The 22,519-nt window shown below is 63.0% G+C and carries 24 protein-coding genes, 3 tRNA genes and 2 pseudogenes; 28 read left to right on the top strand and 1 reads right to left on the bottom strand.

The window, feature by feature from the left end:
* Positions 1-276 precede the first annotated feature (276 nt).
* Positions 277-774: a hypothetical protein gene (locus tag ACFRMQ_RS06200; protein ID WP_380727476.1), complete on the bottom strand. Its 498-nt coding sequence runs from the start codon at positions 772-774 to the stop codon at positions 277-279.
* A gap of 393 nt (positions 775-1,167) precedes the next feature.
* Here ACFRMQ_RS06200 and ACFRMQ_RS06195 point away from each other — a divergent pair, with 393 nt between their 5' ends.
* From ACFRMQ_RS06195 to ACFRMQ_RS06060, 28 genes and pseudogenes are all read left to right on the top strand, one after another.
* Positions 1,168-1,497 carry an HNH endonuclease gene (locus ACFRMQ_RS06195; protein WP_380727474.1) on the top strand — a complete coding sequence of 110 codons (330 nt, stop codon included), beginning with the start codon at positions 1,168-1,170 and terminating at the stop codon, positions 1,495-1,497.
* 39 nt (positions 1,498-1,536) lie between these two features.
* Positions 1,537-1,609: transfer RNA gene (locus ACFRMQ_RS06190), tRNA-Pro, on the top strand.
* Between the two features lie 31 nt (positions 1,610-1,640).
* Positions 1,641-1,715, top strand: a tRNA-Trp gene (locus tag ACFRMQ_RS06185).
* Between the two features lie 56 nt (positions 1,716-1,771).
* Positions 1,772-1,845 (top strand) — tRNA-Ser (locus tag ACFRMQ_RS06180).
* A gap of 66 nt (positions 1,846-1,911) precedes the next feature.
* Positions 1,912-2,085 (top strand): hypothetical protein, encoded by a 174-nt coding sequence (locus ACFRMQ_RS06175; protein WP_380727472.1) that lies wholly within the window; start codon positions 1,912-1,914, stop codon positions 2,083-2,085.
* Positions 2,082-2,510: a hypothetical protein gene (locus ACFRMQ_RS06170; RefSeq protein WP_380727470.1), complete on the top strand. Its 429-nt coding sequence runs from the start codon at positions 2,082-2,084 to the stop codon at positions 2,508-2,510. Before ACFRMQ_RS06175 ends, ACFRMQ_RS06170 begins: the two co-directional genes overlap by 4 nt.
* Before the next feature lie 359 nt (positions 2,511-2,869).
* Entirely contained in the window at positions 2,870-4,102 is a 1,233-nt protein-coding gene (locus tag ACFRMQ_RS06165) for a hypothetical protein (protein WP_380727468.1), read from the top strand.
* Positions 4,103-4,111: 9 nt separating this feature from the next.
* The gene (locus ACFRMQ_RS06160) at positions 4,112-5,554 is read left to right on the top strand and encodes a phage portal protein (protein WP_380727466.1); all 1,443 of its coding nucleotides are present in this window, start codon (positions 4,112-4,114) and stop codon (positions 5,552-5,554) included.
* 39 nt (positions 5,555-5,593) lie between these two features.
* Positions 5,594-6,115 carry a hypothetical protein gene (locus ACFRMQ_RS06155; protein WP_380727463.1) on the top strand — a complete coding sequence of 174 codons (522 nt, stop codon included), beginning with the start codon at positions 5,594-5,596 and terminating at the stop codon, positions 6,113-6,115.
* Between the two features lie 74 nt (positions 6,116-6,189).
* Positions 6,190-7,278 carry a hypothetical protein gene (locus ACFRMQ_RS06150; RefSeq protein ID WP_380727460.1) on the top strand — a complete coding sequence of 363 codons (1,089 nt, stop codon included), beginning with the start codon at positions 6,190-6,192 and terminating at the stop codon, positions 7,276-7,278.
* Positions 7,278-7,655, top strand: coding sequence for a hypothetical protein (locus ACFRMQ_RS06145; RefSeq protein WP_380727458.1), 378 nt, complete (start codon positions 7,278-7,280; stop codon positions 7,653-7,655). Before ACFRMQ_RS06150 ends, ACFRMQ_RS06145 begins: the two co-directional genes overlap by 1 nt.
* A complete protein-coding gene (locus tag ACFRMQ_RS06140; RefSeq protein WP_380727456.1) occupies positions 7,631-7,957 on the top strand; it encodes a hypothetical protein in 327 nt (108 codons plus the stop codon). The genes ACFRMQ_RS06145 and ACFRMQ_RS06140 overlap by 25 nt, the downstream gene beginning before the upstream one ends.
* Complete coding sequence (locus ACFRMQ_RS06135) at positions 7,954-8,301, top strand: hypothetical protein (protein WP_380727454.1); 348 nt, start codon at positions 7,954-7,956, stop codon at positions 8,299-8,301. The genes ACFRMQ_RS06140 and ACFRMQ_RS06135 overlap by 4 nt, the downstream gene beginning before the upstream one ends.
* 134 nt (positions 8,302-8,435) lie before the next feature.
* A complete protein-coding gene (locus ACFRMQ_RS06130; RefSeq protein WP_380727452.1) occupies positions 8,436-8,681 on the top strand; it encodes a hypothetical protein in 246 nt (81 codons plus the stop codon).
* A 90-nt stretch (positions 8,682-8,771) separates the two neighbouring features.
* The gene (locus tag ACFRMQ_RS06125) at positions 8,772-9,692 is read left to right on the top strand and encodes a hypothetical protein (RefSeq protein WP_380727450.1); all 921 of its coding nucleotides are present in this window, start codon (positions 8,772-8,774) and stop codon (positions 9,690-9,692) included.
* A gap of 77 nt (positions 9,693-9,769) precedes the next feature.
* Entirely contained in the window at positions 9,770-10,051 is a 282-nt protein-coding gene (locus ACFRMQ_RS06120) for a hypothetical protein (RefSeq protein ID WP_380727448.1), read from the top strand.
* 68 nt (positions 10,052-10,119) lie between these two features.
* Positions 10,120-10,461 carry a hypothetical protein gene (locus tag ACFRMQ_RS06115; RefSeq protein ID WP_380727446.1) on the top strand — a complete coding sequence of 114 codons (342 nt, stop codon included), beginning with the start codon at positions 10,120-10,122 and terminating at the stop codon, positions 10,459-10,461.
* A 13-nt stretch (positions 10,462-10,474) separates the two neighbouring features.
* The gene (locus ACFRMQ_RS06110) at positions 10,475-15,145 is read left to right on the top strand and encodes a hypothetical protein (RefSeq protein ID WP_380727444.1); all 4,671 of its coding nucleotides are present in this window, start codon (positions 10,475-10,477) and stop codon (positions 15,143-15,145) included.
* 13 nt (positions 15,146-15,158) lie between these two features.
* Entirely contained in the window at positions 15,159-16,157 is a 999-nt protein-coding gene (locus tag ACFRMQ_RS06105; RefSeq protein WP_380727442.1) for a phage tail domain-containing protein, read from the top strand.
* 5 nt (positions 16,158-16,162) lie between these two features.
* Positions 16,163-17,389 (top strand): siphovirus ReqiPepy6 Gp37-like family protein, encoded by a 1,227-nt coding sequence (locus ACFRMQ_RS06100; RefSeq protein WP_380727440.1) that lies wholly within the window; start codon positions 16,163-16,165, stop codon positions 17,387-17,389.
* Positions 17,390-17,392: 3 nt separating this feature from the next.
* Positions 17,393-18,448: a hypothetical protein gene (locus ACFRMQ_RS06095; protein WP_380727438.1), complete on the top strand. Its 1,056-nt coding sequence runs from the start codon at positions 17,393-17,395 to the stop codon at positions 18,446-18,448.
* 129 nt (positions 18,449-18,577) lie between these two features.
* Positions 18,578-19,225: a hypothetical protein gene (locus ACFRMQ_RS06090; protein WP_380727436.1), complete on the top strand. Its 648-nt coding sequence runs from the start codon at positions 18,578-18,580 to the stop codon at positions 19,223-19,225.
* Complete coding sequence (locus tag ACFRMQ_RS06085; protein ID WP_380727434.1) at positions 19,218-20,045, top strand: hypothetical protein; 828 nt, start codon at positions 19,218-19,220, stop codon at positions 20,043-20,045. Before ACFRMQ_RS06090 ends, ACFRMQ_RS06085 begins: the two co-directional genes overlap by 8 nt.
* 30 nt (positions 20,046-20,075) lie before the next feature.
* Positions 20,076-20,615 carry a hypothetical protein gene (locus tag ACFRMQ_RS06080; RefSeq protein WP_380727432.1) on the top strand — a complete coding sequence of 180 codons (540 nt, stop codon included), beginning with the start codon at positions 20,076-20,078 and terminating at the stop codon, positions 20,613-20,615.
* A gap of 9 nt (positions 20,616-20,624) precedes the next feature.
* A complete protein-coding gene (locus tag ACFRMQ_RS06075) occupies positions 20,625-20,891 on the top strand; it encodes a hypothetical protein (protein WP_380727430.1) in 267 nt (88 codons plus the stop codon).
* A gap of 7 nt (positions 20,892-20,898) precedes the next feature.
* A pseudogene (locus ACFRMQ_RS06070) lies at positions 20,899-21,558 on the top strand (CHAP domain-containing protein); the annotation flags it as partial.
* Positions 21,559-21,672: 114 nt separating this feature from the next.
* A pseudogene (locus tag ACFRMQ_RS06065) lies at positions 21,673-22,200 on the top strand (peptidoglycan-binding protein); the annotation flags it as partial.
* 131 nt (positions 22,201-22,331) lie between these two features.
* Entirely contained in the window at positions 22,332-22,487 is a 156-nt protein-coding gene (locus tag ACFRMQ_RS06060; RefSeq protein WP_380727428.1) for a hypothetical protein, read from the top strand.
* Positions 22,488-22,519: the final 32 nt, after the last annotated feature.

Here is a 22,519-nt window from a genome sequence, read left to right as displayed (position 1 = left end):
CTTCACCTTGCTAGGTGAGGTAAGGCTAAGCATTGCAGGCATCCAAAGCCTCCCCGACGCGGCCTCGCCAATAGACAGTTTGCGAGGTCATGGCACAACATATCCCATCCATATGGATAGTTCTCCCGAATAAATCGTGAGCTAAGTCACGTCCACGCGTCCTCAACATTTTCGATATCAAGTTGTGATCTGAGCTTCTTTAATGAATCGTCAGAAACACAAAACAGGCCCCGCTTCCTGTGCGGAGCCTGTGAAGTTCAGGGCATTGAGATTGAGTTAAGAGGTAGGCGCGTCAGGAAGGCTCAGGTACTTCTCAGCTTCGGGATCGCGCACGCCATCGGAGGTGAGGGCCGGCCACCTAACCACCAGTCGACCATCCTGAGGCTCCCTCTGCACGTAGGAAAACCCCTTGCTATTTGAAGGGTCGTACTGTAGGACAGTCCCCTCCCGCCGTATGCGCGCCTCGAAATTGATGGCCTCGGTTCTCTGTCTCGCGCTAAGGGAATCGTCTCCGAGACGTAGTCGCACCCATACTCTCAGCACCTGGATCGGATTCTCGTCCTGATGCCCTGTAGAGGTCTGCACTCGCCAGACGGCACCGATCAGGCTGTTTGCCCTATTGGAATACGGCCGGCGCGTGTACTTGAGCCTATTTCGCGCCAGGTTGACCGCTTGCCTGGAGCAGCCGTACTCCTCGGCGATCTCCTCATCGGTTTTGCCCTTAATAAATCTCTCACTAAGCACGCTGTCGCCCGGCAGCTTGTAGTCAGGCATCTGGAAACCTTCCTGCTCTGTCGGCCTCAGTCATTTCTGTTAATGATCAAGCTGAAGCGGAGTTTACGGCCCAATCTCCCCAGTTGCAAGTACCGTACCGTTCAGTCTGTTTGTTCGAACCCCAGTTCGAACTCTAGCTGTGAGCTGGGTCTCACTTCAATGAAGCATGGCCTACCTCCTAGGTCGTGGACACATACATCTTTAGTGAGAGAGCGAGTGAAACGATCGATCGAACAAGATCATAATCACTCTGTGTTCAAACTAGAGACTCATCTCCTAAGAAGTTTCCTCCAACCTTGTTGAGTACCTAATTGACTCCAAGGGACGCATGGAGGACGGCCCCGGCTGCCAGACCAGCATCCGGCCGGGGCCCTCACTCGACCACCCAGGGAGGTGCCCGTGCCCAGAGCCAAATCCATCTGTCTGAAGAGCGGCTGTACCTCCCCGACCGTGCGGGACGGGCGCTGTGAGGTTCACCAGGTCCGCCGGGCCTGGGATCGGGTCTCGCCCCGGAACGCCAGCCGTCCGAGTGACTGGGCGAGCCGGCGGTCCCGGGCCCTGGCTCGCGATAGGTTCACCTGCCAGCGGTGCGGGGCTCGCCAACACCTAGAAGTCGATCACCTGATTCCCGTATCCCGAGGCGGGTCCTGGGAGGCAGACAACCTCTGGACCCTGTGTCGTGACTGTCACCGCCACAAAACGCATAGCGACCGGCAGCTCTGATGTGTTCCCCCTCGCCGGCCGGAGTTTCCGGCCGGCCTCCTGGTCGTAGCGCAGTTGGTAGCGCACCCGGTTTGGGGCCGGGATGTCGCAGGTTCGAGTCCTGCCGATCAGACGAGGTGCCCGTGCCGCGTAACACGGGATTCAGGGGTGTAGCTCAGTTGGTAGAGCAGCGGTCTCCAAAACCGTGAGCGGAGGTTCGAGCCCTCCCATTCCTGCCATGCGGGTCGCTCCCGCAGGTCCCCGAACCTCCCCCTGATCAGGGGCCGGAAGGGCGGTGCTGGTCGTCCAGCGGCCTAGGACTCCCCCGTGAAGGGGGCAACGCCGGTTCGAATCCGGTCCAGCACACCACCACCACGTTCCCGGCCCGCTCCCCTTTATAGGGGAGCGGGCCTCACTCATTCTCGGAGGCCTGCCATGTCGTCTACCCGCTGCACTGGGGGCTGTGACGACTGCACGGCCAGTCGGTCGGCTCCGGCCTGGAACTCGCGTGCGGTCCGCCGGCGCGACTGGCGCCAGGACGCGCGTGACGAGCTGGAGGACCTGGCCGACCTCTACGAGGTCGACGTGAGCCGGGTGAGGCTCCAGTGACCCGAGGCCCCCGCCCCAAGGAGAACGCGGTTCGCCGCAACAAGCACGAGCACGCCCAGGAGCTCACCAACGAGGCCCGGCCCGGCCGGGAACTCCCCCGCGGCCTCGGGATCACCACGAGTGGTGCCCGCCGGTTCTGGAAGACCTGGGCCTCTGCTCCCCAGACCTCTGGTTGGACAGAGACCGACTGGGCTGAGCTGGAGATCACGGTGAAGCTCGTGGATGCCTTCTACCAGGGTGACGTGAAGTTGGCCGGGGAGATCCGTCAGCGAACTGCCAAGTGGGGCGGAACGGTTGAGGATCGCGCCCGCCTCCGCATGTCCATCAAGGACGAGGACCAGGACCAGGACGCCGACCAGGCGCCGGCCGAGATGACCACTCCCGCAGACCTCGATGAGGAGCTGTTCCGACTTTTGAACTCGTGAATGAGGTGAGCCCTTGCAGACAGGGAATCTGCCCGCAGGGGTACCTGCCCCACACGAAACGCTCGGCTACCAGGTCATCCGCTGGTGCCAGCGATACATCGTCCAGCCGGACGGTGAACGAGCTGGCGAGCCTTGGGAGTTCACTCCCGAGCAGCTGAGATTTGTACTCAACTTCTACCGAATAACCCCGGATGGGGGGTGGGTCTACTCAGCCGGCACGCTGCGGCGCGCAAAGGGCTGGGGCAAGTTAGACCCCACTCCTGGCGGCCCTGGCGATCGTTGAATTTATCGGCCCGTGCAGATTTTCCCACTGGGATGCCTTTGGGCTCCCGGTAGCCAAGAGAGTTCCGCTGCCGACGGTGCAGATCGGCGCTACCGCGCTCGACCAGACCGACCAGACCATGGAGATGATCCGTGGAATGCTGTCGGAGTCTCCTGCCGAGAAGGAATTCAATCTCGACATCGGCAAGGCCGTCATCCAGTTCAAGAGTGGCAAGCCGGGAACGATCCGTCCGAAGGCGACCGCCGGCCGCACCAGTGAGGGTAACCGACCCACTTTTTGCTTGATGGACGAGTGCCATCACTGGGTTGGTTCAAATGGCGGTCCGGATTTTTTCCAGACCCTTAAGCGGAATATCGAGAAGACCACTTCCGCGGGCTCTCGGTGGGTCTCAACGACCAATGCGTATAACCCGAATGAAGACTCCGTTGCCCAGCAGATCCACGAGTCAGACATGGTCCGTCAGGGCTTCTGGCTGTACGACTGCCTTGAGGGCGACATCGAGGCCGGCGAGCTCCGCGACGAGGAAAAGGTCAAGGCCGCCCTGGTCGAGGCGTATGGGGATGCCGCCTGGGCCGACATTCCCGGCCTGACTCGGACGATCCTTTTCGACCGCACCACCCCGGATTCCACCTACCTCCGGTTCTTCTTCAACGCCATCGCGGAATCCTCCGATGGCTGGATGAGCAAGTCGGAGTGGGAGGCGTGTGAGTCCGACGACGACCCGATTATGCCGGGCGATCAGATCGCCTTGGGCTTCGACGGAAGTATCCGCGGTGACGCGACAGGGATTGTCGGCGTCCGCCTCCGGGACGGCCGGCTCTTCATTCTCCATCTCCAGGAGAATCCCCGAGATCCCCGACAGCCTGACTGGGAAGTCGACGTTCTCGCGGTTGAAGCGGCCGTGCAGAAAGCTTTCTCCACGTACCGGGTTGAGTGGATGTACTGTGACCCGCCGTATTGGCAAGAGGCCATCGGCCGGTGGGCCCTGGGGCACAACGACCGGGGCCAGGATTACGTCTTCGAATTCTGGACCAATAAGCCTACTCGGATGGTCCAGGCAATCGAGCGGTTCCGGACCGCTGTAACGGTCCAGGACCTGTCCCATGACGGTAACGAAGACCTGAGCCGGCATGTCCTTAACGCGGTGACGAGAGAAGTCCCGCAGGGAATCCTCATCACCAAGGACTCTCCCCGTTCCAAACGTAAAATCGACCTGGCCGTGTGCGCCATTCTCGCATTTGAGGCCAGAGCTGACGCAATCGCTGATGGACGTCTCAAGGTGCGACGGAGGCGTGTAGTCGGCTTTTAGCGAGGCTGCATGATCATCCCCCCAACTGGCTACAGCGCCATAGGCCCTCCGGATAGTCCCGTCCAGTGGCTTGCCTATCTCCACTCGAAGTTGCCCGGTCCCGGCTCACAAATGCTGCGATTCGCCGAGTACTACGAGGGGAATCAGCAAAAGCTTGCCTTCTCGCAGATGCGATACAAGGACGCTTTCCGCGAGGTCTTCTCAGAGTGGCGAGACAATTTCTGTGGCATGATCATCGACTCTGCCGCAGAACGCATGCACGTCGATGCCTTTTCCCTTCCCGGTGACTCTGGAACAGATAAGGCTGCCCGGGAGTGCTGGCAGCGATCCAGCATGGATGCCATGTCCAATGCGGTCCACCTGGACGCGATGATTCAGGGCGTCTCCTACGCGAAGGTGTGGCCGAACAAGGCCGGCGAGCCCATCATCACGCCGGCCTCGGCAGAGCGCATGGCGGTGCAGTACAAGGCCGGCTCGCTGGTAGAGATCGAGGCCGCGGCCGAGTTTAACGCGGACTCGTGGGGCCGCGTCGGGGCAACCCTCTGGACCGAGGAATACGTCTACGAGGTCCCGTTCGGAGAAACCGACTGGGAGGCTGGCAAGCTCGCCCGGAACCCGCTCCGAGCGGTGCCTGTCGTCGCATTCAACAACCGTGCCCGCATCCTCGGAGATCCCTTCTCGGACCTCGCCAACTGCGTACCCATTCAGGACGCGATCAACAAGACGATCATGGACGCCCTGACCGCATCCGAGATGGCGGCCTTCCCCCAAAGATTTGTGACAGGTCTTGAGATCCAGGAGGACGCCAACGGCGTCCCGATCGAGCCCTTCCAGGTCGCGGTGGACAAAATCCTTCAGGCCGAGGACCCCCAGGCCAAGTTCGGCTCCTTCCCGGCCGCCGATTTGGGGAATTACGTCACGTTGGTATCCATGCTCGTCCAACACCTTAGTTCTGTATCCCGCCTCCCCAGCCACTATTTTTTGGTGAACGGCGGTTCCTCGCCTTCCGGCGAGTCGATCACTTCGGCAGAGGCCGGCCTAGTTGCAAAGGTCCGAGAGAGAATGCTCCACTTCGGCGAAGCCTGGGAGCGGGTAATCCGCCTGTGCTTCGCCATCAAGGGCGATAAGCGCCGGGACGCATTCAGCCTGGAAACGGTCTGGAAGGACCCCGAATACAGGACTGAAGCCCAGCATATCGACGCCCTGTTGAAGCTGAAGCAGCTCAACGTGCCAGAGGAACAACTCTGGTCGGACGCCGGTTACTCCTCCGCCCAGATCGAATCCTTCCGCGAAATGCGGAAGGAAGACGCGAAGGCTGCTGCGGAGGTCGAGAAGCTCGGCCCCAAGCCGCAGCAGGACCCTGCTGCCCTCGCCGCCAAGAAGGCGGCCGGCAAGCCGCCTCAGGGTAATGCGGGGAATGCGAACCGCAAGATCCACGAAGTGAAGAAGTAGCCCCCGAAATGGCGGGCCTATCCGAAATGGAGATCACCCATGCCTGAGCCCGAGAACACTCCTACTCCCGAGCCGCCCAAGCCGACCACTCCCCCGGAGACTCCGCCGGCCGAACCGGCCACGGAGGCCGAGAAGTGGAAGGCCCTGTCCCGCCAGAACGAACAGCGCTGGAAGACGGCTTCCAAGGAGCTGGAGGAGCTGCGGGCCGCGAACATGACCGAGCAGGAGAAGGCTCTAGCTGACGCCCGTGCCGAGGGCCGACAGGCCGCGCTTTCCGAGGTCGGAACCTCCCTCGTGCAGGCTGAGATCCGCGCCCAGGCCGCCTCTGCGGGCGTGACCGTGCCCACTGAGTACCTGGACCTCAGCCGCTTCCTGGCGGAGGACGGTCAGGCCGATGCCGAGAAGGTGAAGAGCCTGATCGAGTCCTTTCCGAAGCCTTCGCCCGAGCCGAAGTTCCCTGACCTTCAGGGCGCCGGCTATCACCGAGGTAGCGGCGCCGGCGTTTCGAGCATGGACCCCAATGAGCTGGCCGACCTGATCGCCGGCGGTCGTTTCCTCTAACTCCCCTCTTCATTCTGAGATAGCCCTTCAGCGCTTCTGCTGGAGGGCTTTTTTCATGCCCTCTTGGAGCGCCTATGGCCACCACCACCCATCATTTCAATCTTGACCCCAAGCAGGTCACCATTGCAGCTCTCGGCCTCCTGGACCGACAGCTGACCCTTGGCGGCATTCCCGCCCGGTACTCCGAGCTGAATTTTACTGGTGGCATCGGCGACGTGATCAACGTTGACCGCGAGGCCCGAGGTATTCCGGTCCAGTCGGCCGGCATCACTTCCCCAATCACCAACCCGATTACCGGCGACAAGAACGTGTTCGCGGCGGCGACGGATCGGCCCCTTCCGACTGCTGACCGTCGGGCGCCTACCGGCTTCGTGAATGAGAGCCGTTTTCCGGTTCAGCTCACTACGCTGGCCCAGAACTCCACCGTCCTCTCCATGGAACAGGTGGCGTTCGACCTCCGCCAGTTCGGTTCTCAGGTCCTTTCGAAGCTGACTCGGGGTTTTGCCGAGTATTTCGATGACACCACCGCGGCCTTTATCAAGGCGAACATCACCCGATCCGGTCTGAGTGCCGCGCAGTCCAAGGCGATCGGTGGCGACGTCGCCGTTACGATTCCGGCCCCGGACGGCACCGCCGCAAACATGTCCGCGCGCGCCCTCGGTATTCGTACCGCTCTGGTGGATGCCCGGATGTCTCTCAACCTGGCGAATGTCCCGACCTCTGAGCGATACCTGATCGCCGGCCCCGAGGTCGAGGCGATCCTCCTGAAGGACCCGGAATTCGTCGCGGTTGACTACAGCGGTGACACCAACGCGCTTCGCCGGGCGACTGTGGGCCGGATCTACGGTTTCGATATCGTGATCCACAACTCCTTCGGCCTGGAGCTGTATCTCTTCCACCGGTCGGCCCTTTTCCTGGTTTCGGCTTGCCCGGCCATTCCGATGGGTGCCGTAAACGGCTCCATCCAGAACATCAGCGGCATTGCTACCCGAATGCTGATCGATTACGACTTCGGCAAGAAGGCGGACACGATTGGTCTGGACACCATGTACGGTCTGGCGACCGTCAAGGAGGACCCGGACTATTCGGTTCGCGGTACCTCGATCGGCGAGAAGTTCGTGCGCGGGCTGAAGATCAGCATCACCGAGAAGCCGGCGGGCTGATGACGCTCGCCTCCGTTGAGGATGTGGCCGCCCGTCTTGGGCGGCCTGTCCTGGACGACGAGCGCCCCCGGGTCGAAGCGCTGCTGGACGACGTGTCCGTGCTTATCGCCGAGCACTGCACCGGCGCCTGGAATCCGCTCGACCCGCCGGCCTCCTTTCGGGTGGTGGCCTGTGCCGAGGTGATCCGGTGGCTCGCCGTGACTCCCGGCGTGATCTCGGAGCGCACTGGCGAGCTGGAGGTCCAGTTCGAGGCCTCCGCCGCTACGTCCGGTCTCTCCGAGGCCGCGAAGTCCGGTCTCCGCCGTTACCGGCGGGCTCTCTCCTCTATACCGCTGACTCGGGAGGTGCCACCGTGCCCCGGTACACCGAGCCCGTAGAGGTTCACCGCGCCGCCCTGGTGGCGGACGCGTACACCAACCGGCGGGACTGGGAGCACGCAGAGCGGGTGTGGTCAGGCCTCGCCTCGGTCCAGCCCGGCAAGCCGTACACGGTCAGAAGTCCTGAGCGCGAGACGACAGTTGACCGGCTCCTCGTCTACCTCCCGCCCTCTGCTGATGTCGACTCCGCGGACCGCATCACGGTCAAGGGCACCGCGTACCAGGTCGAGGACGAGCCGGCCCGCTGGCCCGCTGGCCGGCTCAGCCACATCACGATCAAGGCAGTGAGGGTGAGGCGATGAGCAAGTTCACCTTGCGCATGGATCGGAACTGGGAGCGCGAGATCCTGGCTCTCCCCCAGGCCCGAGAAGTGGTCGAGCTGCACACCGCCGACGTCGCCGCTCTGGCGATCAAGGAGGCCCCGAGGGCTTCCGCGACTCGGAACAACTGGAACGCCTCGAAGAGGAACATCGAGGCGCTGGTCACGCTGTACCGAGACGGCTGGTACGGCCAGGTGGTCATCGAGTTCGATCACGACGTTCGGCACACCATGCTCCAGGAGCGCGGTTACCGGGACCGGAAGGGCCGTCGGCACCCGGGCCGCTTCTTCTTGAAGGAGGCCTTGGAGAAGGCGAGGGTCGAATGATCGATCCCGTCAACTCCCTCTGGGAGTACCTGAGTTCACGTCCTGACCTACCTGAGGGCTCCGTGACCGGGGACCTGGTGGGCCGCGAGGCCGGCGAGACAACCGTGTACCTGAATGAATCAGGTGGTCACCGCATGGTCCGGGACCGCATGGACCGGGCGGACGTCGAGTACGACGTGTATCACCAGGAGCGGGCAGAGGCGAAGCGCCTGGCCCTCCTGGTCCGCCGGCTCCTGCTTGAGGAGCTGCCCGGCCAGGAGGCCGGCGGCGCCCTGGTGCTCGACGTCGCCGAGATCTCCAGACCCCGGTACTACCCGGACTCGGTGAGCCGCGAGCACATGTACGGCGGTGAGGTCAGCATCTTCTATGTAGAGGGTTAGGCCCTCCGACTCCCCCATATCTTCCATTCTCATCCAAGCCCTGAGGCCCTAGTGGCCTCGGGGCTTTTTTATGCCCGGAGGCCAGAGCCTATGGCTAATGACGCCCAGAAGATTCGATTCGCGCCGAATGGCGGCGTGTTTGTTGCACCTGCCCCTAACGGCCTTCCCGGCGGTACTCAGCTACCGGTAGATGTCGGTGACGGCAAGGCTGTCCCATCCGGCTACAGGGCATTCGGCTATGTCGACGAGGGAGGTGTCACGATTACGCCATCGATTGAGACGGACCCGGTTAACGCCTGGCAGTCGGCGACCCCAATTCTGTACAACGTCAAGTCTGCGAGTATGCAGATCAAGGCAACTCTTCTGGAGACCAATCAGCTCACCAGTGAGCTTTTTTGGGGCGCCCCGTGGGTGGCTGTGAAGAATGAAAAGGGTGAGGGCACCAGCACCTATCGGCTGGACCTTTCCTCGACCCCGGACCTTCAGGAGATCAGCCTGGTGGTGGACTGGTCTCAGAAGGGCACTCTGTATCGCTGCGTGATTCCGCGGGCCATGATTTCTGACCGAGGCGCTATCACGCTCCAGCGCACCGAGGCCCAGAAGTACGAGCTGACCATCAGCGCCCTGGATGCCAATGGCAGCCTGGGCTACGTGCTCACCACTGACAACGTGACGGGTACTGGTGGTGGTGTTACTCCGCCGGCTCCATTCGCTTCCACGGTCGCCGTTCCGGGTTACACCTCGAATGATTCGGCAGCGTCCTCCTGGACTGCCCGCGTGACTGCTACCGGAATTACTAGCCCGGCGACCATCAAGCTCCTGAATGGGACTGGCGCCGCTTTCCAGCTCCAGACCACGCTTGCCGCTGACGGCAATTACGACGTGACCATTCCAAAGGGTCAGGCCACGGCGGAAATCAAGGTAACTCACGCCGGTGTGGATTACTGCTACAGCGTGACCGACAAGACGCAGACGGGCGTATCGAAGGCCTGCACGGTCGTTACCGGCTAATAGCCGATGGCCCCTGCCGGGGAGGGCTCATAGTCCCCGGCCCCCATTCTTTCCCTTTAGATGCTGGAGTTCCCCCCATGGCCGTTGCCAAGAAGACCACCGCCCCGAAGACTGCCGCCGCGAAGGCGGAGGCGACCGAGACCCCAAGCACCTTCGAGCATGCCGGTGTTACCTTCACGATCCCGACCCCGAAGGACCTCCCGCTGGCCCTGCTGGAGGTCCAGGATGAACTTGAGGCCGTACGCCTGATCGTGGGCAAGGGGTCGTGGGCGGAGTACTGGGCCACTGAGCCGACCATCGGCGATTTCCAGGAACTTTCCGACAAGATCAACCAGGCTCAGGCCGGCCAGGGAAACTAATCCAGGTCGTTGGAGTCATCCAGGAGTATCCCGAGGAACTTGAGGCCGATCTCCTGGAGCACTTCGGCGTGGATCTCCTGGACCTGTGGCGCGGCCGGCTCTCTCTTCGCCGTGTGCATGTGCTGATCAGCTCGCTCATGCGCAAGCCGGGCCGTTCAACTCTCCTGGCGGCCATGGACGAGACAGCTCAGTGGGGCACCGCGGAACACCTGCTTGCCCGGGTGAGCGATTCCCTGGAGCTCTCCAACTACCTCTTCATCAAAGCAAATTCGGAGTCTTCAGCCGACCTGCCGATCCCTCAGCCGATTCCCCGGCCTGGCCTCGATCCTGTCGACCTGGCCGCCCCTGAGCCCGACTTCGCCAGCGGGGCGGAGGTGGCCGACTTCTTCACCCGCATGAGCACTCTCTGACCTTGGAGGCCGCATGGCGCCATCCACTCGCGGCCCGATCAAGGTCGGCAGCGGCTACATCGAGATCAACACCAGTCTCAGCAATGAGTCCGTGGCCAAGTTCCGGGCTGAGCTGGTCAAGCAGATGGAGAAGGCGGGCGCGGAGGCCGGCAAGGCCTTCGGCACCGCCACGACCAAGGGCTTTGCTGACCTCCCGAAGGCAGCTGCGACGGCCGCGAAGAAGGCCGGCCAGGCGGTGGAGTCGGAGGGCAAGGATTCCGCTGAGACGCTGGCCCGGATCGAGAGAGAGCTGACGGCCCAGTTCGGGGCCGAGGCCACACGCCGGTTCAAGGAAGCCAGGCAGCTCGAAGAGCGGAAACAGGCGCTCGCCGAGGAGACCTCGACCGTCACCCGTGCAGCTCTTCGCACCGCCGTGCAGCAGGAGACCGAGGCCGCGACGGCTCGCAGTCGGCTGACTCAGCAGCAGGAGCGAGAGCGGGTGGCGAGCCTCCGCCGGCAGGCCGAGGAGGCGGCTCGGACTGCCCGCCAGGAGCGGACCCTTAGGCAGCAGGCTCTAGAGGATGAGGCCCGTATTGATCGGGAGATCGAGGCCACCCGTCTCCGCCTTGAGCGGGAAACTCAGGCAGCAATCCGGGAGACCGCCCGAATTCGCCAGCAGGCCCAGCAGCAGGCCATCCGGGACCAGATTTCCCAGACCACCGCTATGCGGGACGGTCTCCGCCAGCAGCTTGCTGTCACCCGCACCACTCTGGCCGATATGGAGACCTCCCACACATCGGCCATGACCCGGATACGTAACGGGTACAAAAAAACTTTCGAAGGTATCGAGAAATTCGGCACCGGGATTTCCGAGTCCGGGCACCTGGTCACCAATAATTTGGTTGCGCCTCTCGGCCTCGCGGCTGCCGCTGCGACGACTTTCGGTGTCAAGTCCGCGGATGCCATGATCTCTGCCCAGACCGGCCTCAAGGGTATGGGTGTCCAGCTAGCGGACGTTAACGGTCTCCTTGAGCAGATGACGCAGTACGGTATTGAGACCCCGTACAGCGTCACCGATATGCTGAAGTACGGCACCCGATATGCGCGTGCCAACGCGGCTCACAACGAGAAATTCAATTCCACTGATCCGGCTAAAAAGGCCGAGGGGTCTCGGGAGGTCGCTCAGCGCTCCGTCGACATGGTCAAGATGATCGGCGACAGTGCCGCGTACGGCGGTGTCCTCGACCCGACCATGGTGTCTCAGGGCATGTACGCCCTGGAGGTCATCCAGGATATGGGCCGCGCCCCGCTGCGTAACGTTAAGCAGTTGGAAAGGGCCACTGGTATTCCGGCCCAGTATCTCGCCAAGCTGGTCGGTTTTCACGACCGCCCGTTCACCGCAGACGAGATCAAGGAGCGGACAAAAGCGGCCAAGGACGCCGGCGCAGTCCTTGATCAGCCGAAGACTTACGAAGCCAGCGCCCAGATGATGGACTTTATGGCGCGTGCCAAGGACACGGGCGGTATTTCCGGCGAACAGCTTATCGTGAAACTTCTCGAACATTGGCGAGAAGACCCGAATATCAACGGTGCCGCTAAGCGCATGGGTGGCGCGACAATCTCGGGCCGCATTGAGAACATGAAGGAACAGACCCAGTTCAAGCTTGGCCAGATGTTCTACACCAAGGGCGAGAACGGCGAGTTCGAGTACTCGAACCTTGGCAAGAAGATCATGGGCGAGAAAGTCCAGGATGAGAAGGGGACGCGCTTCGAAGGCGGCCTCCTCAATGACGCCATGGACATTGGGAAGTCTCTCTTTCCGACGCTGAAGGTCACTGTCGAGAAGTTCATCGACACCCTGACGAAATTCACGGGCTGGATCAAGAAGGCGTCGGAGTTTCTGGAGGAGCACCCGGGGCTGCGGGACATGGTGTTGAAGGCGACTCAGCTCGCTGCCGTCCTCGGGCCTCTGGCGATTGCGGCTGGTGTAGTCCTCAAACTCTTGGGCAAGGCAGGCAAGCTGGTCGGCACGGCGGCCTCGGTCGCCACCGCCCCTGTGCGAGCTGCTGGTCGTGGAGTCCGCGGAGCTACCCGGGTTGTCCGACAGACCCGTGCCGGCCTGCAAAGTCGGGGTACCGAGGACGGTTTCCTCCGTGGCTACCGGAACAGGCGCATCGAACTGTCCGGTGGCACCTCTGGAGATGAACGACGCACCCGGAATGAAATCCGGGAGCTGGAGCGCCAGATCCGTGAGGCCGACGCCAGGACGGCCGAGCTCCGCCGCGACCTCCAGCAGGTCAACAGCACTCAACTCCGCGCCATCATCGGCGAGTTGTCGGGTGGGGCTCATAGTGTCGAGGGCGCCGCGCAGTCCGCGAGGACCGAGGTCCACCAGGTCCAAACGCAGGGGATCGAGCCGCTAAACCGGGCCACCCTTTCCGGCCTCCGCTCGGAGTTCACCAACGCCCACCAGGGCGCCGAGCGCCTGGTCTCCTCCCTGAAGGACGCCCAGCGCGAGGCGGGTCAGCTCGACGGTAAGAAGTTGGTTGCGCTCAAGGTCCAGCTGGACAGTGCGCATGGCGTCGCCAGCGATCTGAAGAACAAGATCGACGCAACCTCGTTGGCTGTCGGTCAGCTCAACGGTAGGACTCTCACCGGCCTTCGGGCCGAGTTCACCCAGGTCCACGGTGCGGCTGATCAGCTCCACGAGAAGATCGGTCAGGGAACCGGTGCGACCTCCGTCGCCGGTCGCGTCGGCCTGCTCAACCAGCGGAGCCTTTCAGGCCTCCGTGGCGAGTTCGATCAGACCACCTCAACGGCTGATCGACTCCACGAGAAGATCGGTCAGGGAACCGGTGCGACCAGCGTGGCCGGCCGTGTCGGCCTGCTGAATCAGCGGTCTCTGTCGGGGCTGAAGAATGAATTCGATCAGGTCCATAGCGCCGCCGAATCGGTCTACACCAAGGTGGGCCAGGGCACCGGTGAAGGGTCCCTGGCGGGCCGGATAGGCCTTCTGAATGGCCGTTCTCTCGCGGACATCACGAAGAAGGTCAACGATCTAGGCGACGCCCTGAGCAAGGCTCACGGTCATGCCGAAAAGCTCGATGCCTCGATCAACAACATCAGCACGAAGGCACCGGGTGGGCACGCCGGGAGTTCTTCTAATCCGTCCAAGCCGGACGGCAAGAAGAAGTTCGGGACTGGTGGCGTCCTTCCGGGATATGCGCCGGGCGTTGACTCTATTCCGGCGATCCTCTCCCCGGGTGAGGCGATTCTCCGCCCGGAGGTCACCGCGGCTCTCGGGCCGGCTCTGATCCACTCCTGGAATTCTGCTGCCCGAAAGGGTCAGCTCAGCCGGTTTGCCGGCGGAGGCATCGCGGGCCGCCTCGGTTTCGATGAGATCCGCAACGCGATTCAGCTAAGCAACGTTTTCCCGTACGCCTCGGCGGCGGCCAACGTCATGACCTATTCCAAGGCCAGTGACGATATCGGCGGCGAGGCTCAGGGCGGGCTTCTGCGAGTTGGGTCGAATGCCTCGAAGTGGGTCGGCAGCGGCGTCGCGGACCGGTTCCGGGACATCTATCGATTTGTCACTACGGATTCCTGGAGCATGCTCCGCCGAGTCCCTACAGCTCTCGGTCAGGTCGCCGGAATTGTCGGCGGCTCCATCTCGCCGGTGCTCGGGCAGTACTTCTGGGACGACGTGTGGAAGGGCGATGGAAACATCATCCAACGCGGCAAATCCTTCCTCGGGGATACCTTCTCAACGCACACCCTGAAAGAGATCGCCTCGAATCTCGGAGGAGGCCTCTGGGAGTCGATCAAATCGCTCGCCGGGAATGCCTACGACCTGGTCACCGACCCAATCGGGACTGTGAAAGAGGGGATCAACGGAGTCTGGGACATGGCCTCTGCCGAGGTTGACCAGGTCGTCGACATGGTTCAAGCCGTGAAGGACATCTACGACGCGCCTGGCGATTATGCCTGGTCAGTCCTGGATGATGTCATGAGCACCGCCAAGGAGGCCCTTCCGAATACGGAGGGCCTTTTTGATTTCAGCTCGGGTTCGAAGGTTTCGGCCAGCATCCCGGTCACGGATCTGGATTGGCGGGACATGGTGGGCGGGCATCTGGACCCGACCGGAGACCAGGTTACCCGGTGGCGTCCGACCGTCCAGCGGGTGCTTTCCGAGCTGGGCATCGACCAGAGTTACACGGATCTGGTTTTGCACCGGATCAACGTGGAGTCCGGCGGTGATCCGAACGCGGTGAACATGTGGGATTCAAATGCCCTGAATCCCAACATCGGCCCGAGCGCGGGCCTCATGCAGACGATCCAGGCAACGTTTGATGCCTACGCCGGCCCGTACGCGTACCTCGGCCGGCTGAATGGTCTCGCCTCGATTTATGCGGGCCTGAATTATGCCACCCACCGCTATGGCGCCGGGTGGCCACAGGCCCTCTCCGGGAATTCCGGGTACTGGTCCGGGACGTTGTCTGCGTCTCCGGGGCTTCGCCTTGTCGGTGAGCACGGGCCGGAGCTGGTGAGTTTCCGTGGGGGTGAGCGGGTGCACGATTCCGGGGACACCCGGCGAATGCTCCAGGGCAAGACCTATGAGATTCACATCCACGAGGCCAAGAGCGAGGACACCACCAGCGCCGTTCTACGCGCCCTCCAGTACGCGGAGGTTATGTCAGCCATGTAGTCAAGGAGGCCCCATGCCAATTCCGGCGAGTAAGCCGCTGGTCCAGGATCAGCAGCCGGCACCGCTGCCGCTGCCACCTCAGCCGGTGGCATGGGGCCATACCCACGTGACGATCACGGGCTCGAACGGTCAGGGGGAGGAAATCCCCCTGACCGCTTTCGCAAACCGAGAGTGGCCCGTCATCCTCATTCAGGCCGGAGCTACCGGGCTGGATATGCCACCGGTCGAACTCCATGCGGACGACAGCCCTAACCTGGACGGGAGCATTTACCGGGGTTCAAGGGTTGCCGCCCGGCAGATCATGATTCCGGTGTACCTGCACGGGGTTGACCGTCGCACCCTGAAGGACCTCAAGCGCCGGCTGATCGCAGCCCTCAACCCGAAGAACGGCTATTGCGTCCTCAAATTCACGGAGGGCGATTCCCTCACCCGCACTCTCTACGCCTATTACAAGGACGGTATGCAGGGTGATGAGGGCGTGGACAACGCCGGGGTCCGGTTTATGAAGTACGGACTCCAGTTCACGGCCTTCGACCCATGGTTCTACGGGCCCGACACTCAGGTTGCCGAGTGGCAGTTCGGTGGTGGAAAGCCCCTCCTGAAGACGGGTAAGGCCCTGTTCCCGCTCTCCCTGAGTAAGGGGATTCTGTCCAGCAAGGACATCCCGATCATCAACCCTGGCGACGTCGAGGCCTGGCCCGTGTGGCAACTCACCGGCCCTGTCCGCGGATTCAAGATGACCGGCCCTGACGGTAAGACCTTCGGCATCTCCGCAGGCCCCGCCGGGGCACCTGACGCCGTGCCGGCGGGACGAACTCTCGTCGTGGACACCAGGCCCGGGGTGAAGACCCTCAGGGACGACCAGGGCACCAACTACTGGGCCCGGGTGGACGCCTCCCCCACGCTCTGGCCCATCCAGGCCGGAAAGTCATCCATCTCTGTGGCCCTCACAGCGGGCAGCTCCGCCGCCTCACTCAAGCTCACGTTCCGCCCTCGCTATGAAAGTTACTGACGCCTATGAGTTACCGAATAGAGGTCCGAGACCGGGACCTGAATCGGGTCGGCGTCATCGATACGTGGATCAAGCTCGATTTCATCGTCCGCTTCTGCCAGCAGGGCTCTTTTCAGCTTCTCGTCAAGGCTGGCACCGATCAGGCGAACCTCTTGCAGAAGGGCGGCGGGATCGCCATCTTTCAGGAGGGCGTTCCTGAGCCGCTTCTGACGGGGCAGATTGAATTTTTTCAGCAGTACTGGACCGTCGAGCAGCACACGGGCCCGGGAAGTCTTTACATTGGCGGGAAGTGCGATAACAAGATCGCCTATTCCAGCCTGTCTTTCCCAGAGCCCACGGCGCCCGTTGCTGAGCAGTACAAGGCGCGTGCCACCCGCCAGGCCTCCGGCTCGGCGAGTAAGGCGCTGTGGTGGGAACTGGAGCACGCTGTAGGAGCGTCCGCTCTCCCCGACCGCCGGATTCCTGGCCTGAAGATGCCAGCGCCGGACGACCTCGGGGCCCAGGTCCACGACAGCTTCCGCTTCGATGGGCTCGGGGCCACTTTTGAAAGGTGGACTGAGGGTAAGGATTTCGGGTACCGATTCCTCTACAACCCCGACACGAAGACGATCGACCTGCGCGTTTTCAGGCCCCGGGACCGCTCCAAGGAAGTGCGATTCAGCCCGGAATTGGGAAACCTGAGGGAGTTTATCTGGACGCTGACTGCACCCCGTGTTACCCGCGTCATCGTGGCGTGCCAGGGTGAGGGCGAGGATAGGTACCTGTACCAGAAGGTCGACGCTGACGCCGAGGCGGAATGGGGCGTGCAGATCGAACAGTTTTTGGACCGTCGAGACCTCCCGCTGAAGACCGACCCGGCAGGTAAGCCGATGAAGGCACGCGAGGACACGACGGACGAGGAGTTCGCGAACGCGAAGAAGGCCGTCGAGGATGCGGCGGACGGCCTTCTCCAGCAGGGCGAGAAGAACGGCAATTTCCAGATCTACCCCATCGACACCGAGCAGATCCGATTTGGTCGTGACTATTTCGTCGGGGACCTGGTGGCGGTCTCGATCGATGGCGTTGAGTACGTGGATATCGTCCGCGAGGTCACCATCTCGGTTGAGGATGCCGGCAAGAACCTCACCATTCGCCCGAAGGTCGGCGAGCAGGGATCGGGCGACCCTCTGAATTTGTACAAGACCGTGTCGGAGCTTCGAGAGAAGCTGAGGAAACTCGAAGCGAGGATGTAACTCATGGCAGAAGTCAGCTACCCGTTTTCCCAGGCAAATTCGTCTGGTGGAACCGAAATGGTCTCCCAGGTGCAGTGGCAGCAGATGGCACACCTTTGGGGAGGGGACCGCGTTGATTACCAGCTCACCAGCTCGACCCTGGACCCGGGCGCGCTCCCCTTTGCCTGGCGAGTGATCAACGGCCGCACGATCTCTATCGACGCCGGTAATGCGTGGGTTGGAGGGTTCTACTACCAGAACACTGCCCCTCTGAATGTCGAGATCGATCCTAACCCCACTGACCGGGCCCGAAAGGACACGATCGTGATCCGGGCGGACGTCGTAAAGGGATCGGTAAACATCGTGGCGGTGAAGGGGCAGCCTTCCATCTCCCCTATCGCTCCGCGGCCTCAGCGCTCGCCGGGCGGCATCTGGGAAATGGTGCTCCTCGAAGTCGACGTACCGGCCGCCAACGGTGCTCTCTCCGTCTACTCCCGCGCTAGCTATGACCTCCCACGTCCCGTGGCAACGCCCTGGAATACCCGCTCTACGGCTGACTTCATCCCCAAGGGCACCTTCATCTACGACCTCGACCAGGACGGCGGAGATAGTCCCTACGAGGCGTTCGCGGGCCGTGACGGCTACATGGTGACCCGCCACCTAGGAAAGGCCCGGCCATACACCCCAACCCTCTGGGGTGTGAACAACCAGCCGGCCGAGGTGGATCGCGTCTGCTGGTGGCGCTGGATCGCGCCCAATGCGTACCACTTCAATATGAAGCTCCGGAACTCGACATCAGCTGACATCGTGACTACCGGCTGGTATATGCAGGCCTCTCTGCCGAATACGGCGAATGGCCGGACGGCGCAGGTGTTCCAGGGTTACATCGACAACCCAGCAGGTGGCGCCGGTAAGGCGTGGATGACATCCGTAACGGGCGTCACCTGGGAGGGCCCGGGAACCACTGCCGTGAATTTCTACACGCCTGCCGGTGACTCCTTGAATGTGCTCCAGGGGATTCCCGCCCACTCCACCCTTTATCTGTCCGGCACGGTCGAATCCGACATTTTCACTCAGTAAGGAGGCACCCTCTTGGCTCGAAATCTCTTCGGCGGAACGGCCTCTGACGTAGCCGAATCCGTTTCCGGCGCACGAATCCCGGGCGCTGTCGGAACCGTGTGGGACGGGCCCTCGGAGGGCGCCCGGCAGGTGACCGACCTGACCGACACGACCGGTGCCCCGATCATCCAGCTCGTTGCCGATGTCCGAGGCATGATCCCCAGTTTCTACGGCCCGCCCTCCGGCGCTGAGAGGGTGTGGGTCGACTTCGGCGCCGGCCGTACCGGCCTCGTCTCCGTGACGGCCGGCGAGCGCCTGGTCCAGCACCAGGCAGCCCCCGACCCTCACCAGGACCGGGCTTACGTGGACGAGAAGTTGGTCAACTACCTGCCCCGCACAGGCGCTGACCTCCAGGTCCCGGCAGGCACGGACTGGGCCCGGTGGATTGTGCCGAGCGCGGTCGACATCAACGGGTCTGCGTGGAAGCTCAAGACGTCGGATGGCACCGACTACACCCGGCTCCGGAACTCGGGCGCTCTCCTGATCGACACCATCGGTGTGCGGGCCGCGCTCTGCATCGGCGCCCCTGCGTACGGCGCCAACCAGGCCGTGATCAACGTGACGAACTCGAAGGCGACCACCACCACGACCGCTTCGGTGTTCCGAGTCCAGGGCGATGGATCGGTGGTCAGCTCGGGCACCGTAACAGCAACGAACGTGGGCAACGCCCGCGTCTACAGCGGCCCCAACGCACCGTCCAGCCCTCGGGCTGGGGACGTGTGGGTGCAGTATGGCTAACCAGCTCAAGGTCTGGGACGGGTCGGCCTGGGTCGACAAGACCCCACAGGTCTGGGACGGGACCGTGTGGGGTCCGCGGCCTCCCCTGTACTGGGACGGGGCTGCGTGGATGAGCGCGGCCCCGGCGGTCCGTGAGTTCCCGGCCTTCGTGGCCAGCACCCGCGCCCTCGTCGTGGACCAGGCCCTCGCCGAACTGGCGCTTCCACCAGTGCGCACGAATGATTTCATCGTCTCGATCTGCGTCAGCTCGACTCCGGCGCCCCGGCTAGTGTCTCCTGCGGGTGCGATCCCAACCCAATACACCCTGACAAGCGGACTGCTGGTAGCTGTGGCGGTCTGGCCCTGGGAACCGTCCCGAGGGGCCTCGGTGGTCTGGGATGTGGGCGGTGCCCGAAGTGCGGCCCTGATGAACCTGGCGTACCGCAACGGGGACATCTCCAACACCGGGCTCACGCCCGTGGTCGGCATCCAGGAGTACAGCAATACGAGTTCCCTGCCGCTGATGCCCTCGACTGGCTACCGGAATCTCTACGCGGCTGTGACGATCTCCAGCACCCTCACCGGTCTGTCCTGGCCGTCCGGCATTTCTGCCCGGGACCAGCAGCTCGGCACGTTCGGATCGAATCAGGTCAGTTTGATGGCAGCCGATACGCCGGGCGCCGGCGGCGGAACTCCCGGAACGGTACAGCTCGACACCAAGGTCTCGTCTGCGGCCGTGGTTCTCATCTCGATTCCAGGAAAGTCAGACGGAAAGTCTACCTGGATTCTGGGTGACTCCATCGCTTCTGTTCTCGGCACTACTACTATCCTGGAGCTCTAATTGATCTCACTCCCTGCCCTGAAGAGCTGGGTGTCTCGTCAGGTGATCGGCCCGGCCGACATGAATTCTCAGGTGTACGACGTACACAACGCGCTGTATACGGTGGCCAATGACCATGAGGCGTCGATCAACCAGCTCAAGGCAAATCCGGTCCTCTCGGTCACTCTTCAGAATCCTCTTTCCCTGCCAGCAAACGCGTCGTCCGTGGCCTACTGGAACACGTCCAACCCCCTGGCCAGGGTCGGGACCTGGGCCACCACGGACGGCGGGACTATCAAGGTCCCCGAAGCCGGTGTCTACCGTTTCACCATGTCATCGGGCGGGTGGTCGGTCACTGGCCTGTCCAAGGTCCGGGCCTGGATCATCACCCCGACTGCCCGAGGCGGCGGCTTCTACTACCCGCCGCTCAACGAGCCGGCCACGAATTCGTTCACTCTCACGGCGCGGATGAACGCCGGCGAATCGTTCACGGCTTGGGTTGTCAGCTGGTGGAACGGATTCCGTAGTGACAACGGCCTCGGAGACGATCGAGATTCGTGGAATCTGACCGTGGAGAAGATTTCCGCCTAAGGAGGGCTCATGACTCCCACTGACATTTTCGGCTATGCGGGTGCCGCGGCCTCCGTTGTGGCCGCTTTAGTCATTGTCCGGGCCGCATGGCACATCAAGACTGCCGAGGTTTGGCGAGGCGAGGCCGAGGCGCAGAAGACGCGTGCTGACCGTCTCCAAGACGACATGAGTGAAATCAAGGACCGGCTGACCCGAATTGAGGCAGAGAACAGGCGACTGGTCGAGCTGATCACGACTCTGGACCCTTCCCGGATTCGGTCCGGAATTAGCCCATAGGAGGCACATGAATCAGGTATCCGATGTATTCCGAGTCGCCTCCGCTGAGGTCGGCTATCAGGCCGAACGCGCCCCCGGCGAGAGGCCGTCTGGTCATCAGAAGTATTCCGGGCAGGTTCCCGGCCTGGAGTGGTCCAACTACCAGCCGTGGTGCGCTACGTGGTGCTCCTGGGTGGCCCTGAAGGCTGGCGTCCCGAACCTCTACCCCCGCACTGCATCCTGCCCCAACGGCGTCGAGTGGTTTCGGGAGCGAGGGCGTTTCTCTGCTTACCCGGCAATCGGGGCCCAGGTTTTCTACGGGCCCGGTGGCGGTACTCACACCGGGATTGTCTACGCGTATGACGCGAATTCCATCTACACCTATGAGGGAAATACTTCTCTCACTAATGACGCAAATGGCAATAAGGTGATGAAGAGGGAAAGGCGTCGCCGGGATGTGTATGTCTACGGGTACGGTCTCCCCCAGTTCTCCGAGGGCGTCACCACATCGGACCCGGCGCTGAAGGGCCGGCCAGGCTTCACCTACGCGGCCGTCGCGTCCGGCCCGGTCGGGGCCTCGGGCTCGACGTCCAGCTCCTCGACCCGCACCGTGACCGTGCGGGCCGGCCAGACCGTCACCGCCATCGCGGCGGCGGCCGGTATCAGCGTGGCCGCCCTGCTCTCGCTCAACCCGAGTGTCCAGGACCACCCGGACCAGATCCACCCGGGGGACTCGATCACCGTGCCGGCCAGCCCCGGCGACGTCCAGGTGCCGCCCGTCGATCCGGTCGCCCCTCCCTCGACCTCGACTTCGTTCCCGGGCGCGGACAAGTTTGGCCCCGGGGCCAACAACGCCTCCGTCACCAGGCTCGGCCAACTCCTGGTCCAGCGCGGCGCGGGCCGCTTCTACTCCGAGGGGCCAGGTCCTCGCTGGAGCGAGGCCGACCGCCAGGCCGTGAGGGCTTTCCAGCAGGCTCAGGGCTGGGCAGGCAGCTCCGCGGACGGCATTCCCGGCCCGCAGACGTGGGCTCTCCTGGTCAACCACCAGGGCCGCGACATTCCGGCCGCCAGCTCGGCTTCGTCGAGTGCGGCGCAGGCCTTCCCGGGGGCTACCCGGTTCCGGCCGGGCTCGGTGAACCAGCACGTCACGAAGCTGGGCCAGGCCCTGGTCCAGCACGGTTACGGCCGGTTCTACGCCGTTGGCCCTGGGCCTCGCTGGAGCGAGGCCGACCGACGCGCGGTGCAGGCCTTCCAGCACGCTCAGGGCTGGTCTGGCACGGGTGCCGATGGCTACCCGGGACCGCTCACCTGGTCCCGCCTCTTCCGATGAACTAATCAATCCTACAAGGGAGTTCAATGAATTCATTCATCAGTACGCACGCCGTGCGCGTCGTTGCCGCTGTCGCGGCCCTGATCCCGCTCCTGACTGCCTGGTACCCGTCGATCCCGTGGGAGGCTCTGGTGGCCGCTGCTGCGGCCCTGCTCGGTGTCGGTGAACTGGCCCAGCGCCACGAGAACACCAAGACGTCGGCTGCCCTGCACGAGACTTCTCCTCTGGACGTTGCGGCTGGCCTCCAGGCCGAGCTGACCCGCAAGGAGCTGGAGCTGACCTCCTGACCTTGAACGCAAAAAAGCGCCCTCCCCGAAAG

The organism is Kitasatospora sp. NPDC056783 (assembly GCF_042789895.1).
In the GTDB taxonomy this organism is placed as follows: Bacteria; Actinomycetota; Actinomycetes; order Streptomycetales; family Streptomycetaceae; genus Kitasatospora.
Note: the sequence above shows the minus strand (reverse complement) of the source record. Positions and strands in the feature narration are given on the sequence as shown.

Coding starts and splice junctions, on each gene's coding strand:
- ACFRMQ_RS06135 (WP_380727454.1), top strand. CDS start 7,954: ATGAGCAAGTTCACCTTGCGCATGGATCGGAACTGGGAGCGCGAGATC.
- ACFRMQ_RS06075 (WP_380727430.1), top strand. CDS start 20,625: ATGACTCCCACTGACATTTTCGGCTATGCGGGTGCCGCGGCCTCCGTT.
- ACFRMQ_RS06145 (WP_380727458.1), top strand. CDS start 7,278: ATGACGCTCGCCTCCGTTGAGGATGTGGCCGCCCGTCTTGGGCGGCCT.
- ACFRMQ_RS06175 (WP_380727472.1), top strand. CDS start 1,912: ATGTCGTCTACCCGCTGCACTGGGGGCTGTGACGACTGCACGGCCAGT.
- ACFRMQ_RS06095 (WP_380727438.1), top strand. CDS start 17,393: ATGGCAGAAGTCAGCTACCCGTTTTCCCAGGCAAATTCGTCTGGTGGA.
- ACFRMQ_RS06110 (WP_380727444.1), top strand. CDS start 10,475: ATGGCGCCATCCACTCGCGGCCCGATCAAGGTCGGCAGCGGCTACATC.
- ACFRMQ_RS06155 (WP_380727463.1), top strand. CDS start 5,594: ATGCCTGAGCCCGAGAACACTCCTACTCCCGAGCCGCCCAAGCCGACC.
- ACFRMQ_RS06160 (WP_380727466.1), top strand. CDS start 4,112: ATGATCATCCCCCCAACTGGCTACAGCGCCATAGGCCCTCCGGATAGT.
- ACFRMQ_RS06105 (WP_380727442.1), top strand. CDS start 15,159: ATGCCAATTCCGGCGAGTAAGCCGCTGGTCCAGGATCAGCAGCCGGCA.
- ACFRMQ_RS06120 (WP_380727448.1), top strand. CDS start 9,770: ATGGCCGTTGCCAAGAAGACCACCGCCCCGAAGACTGCCGCCGCGAAG.
- ACFRMQ_RS06125 (WP_380727450.1), top strand. CDS start 8,772: ATGGCTAATGACGCCCAGAAGATTCGATTCGCGCCGAATGGCGGCGTG.
- ACFRMQ_RS06100 (WP_380727440.1), top strand. CDS start 16,163: ATGAGTTACCGAATAGAGGTCCGAGACCGGGACCTGAATCGGGTCGGC.
- ACFRMQ_RS06200 (WP_380727476.1), bottom strand. CDS start 774: ATGCCTGACTACAAGCTGCCGGGCGACAGCGTGCTTAGTGAGAGATTT.
- ACFRMQ_RS06085 (WP_380727434.1), top strand. CDS start 19,218: ATGGCTAACCAGCTCAAGGTCTGGGACGGGTCGGCCTGGGTCGACAAG.
- ACFRMQ_RS06130 (WP_380727452.1), top strand. CDS start 8,436: ATGGTCCGGGACCGCATGGACCGGGCGGACGTCGAGTACGACGTGTAT.
- ACFRMQ_RS06150 (WP_380727460.1), top strand. CDS start 6,190: ATGGCCACCACCACCCATCATTTCAATCTTGACCCCAAGCAGGTCACC.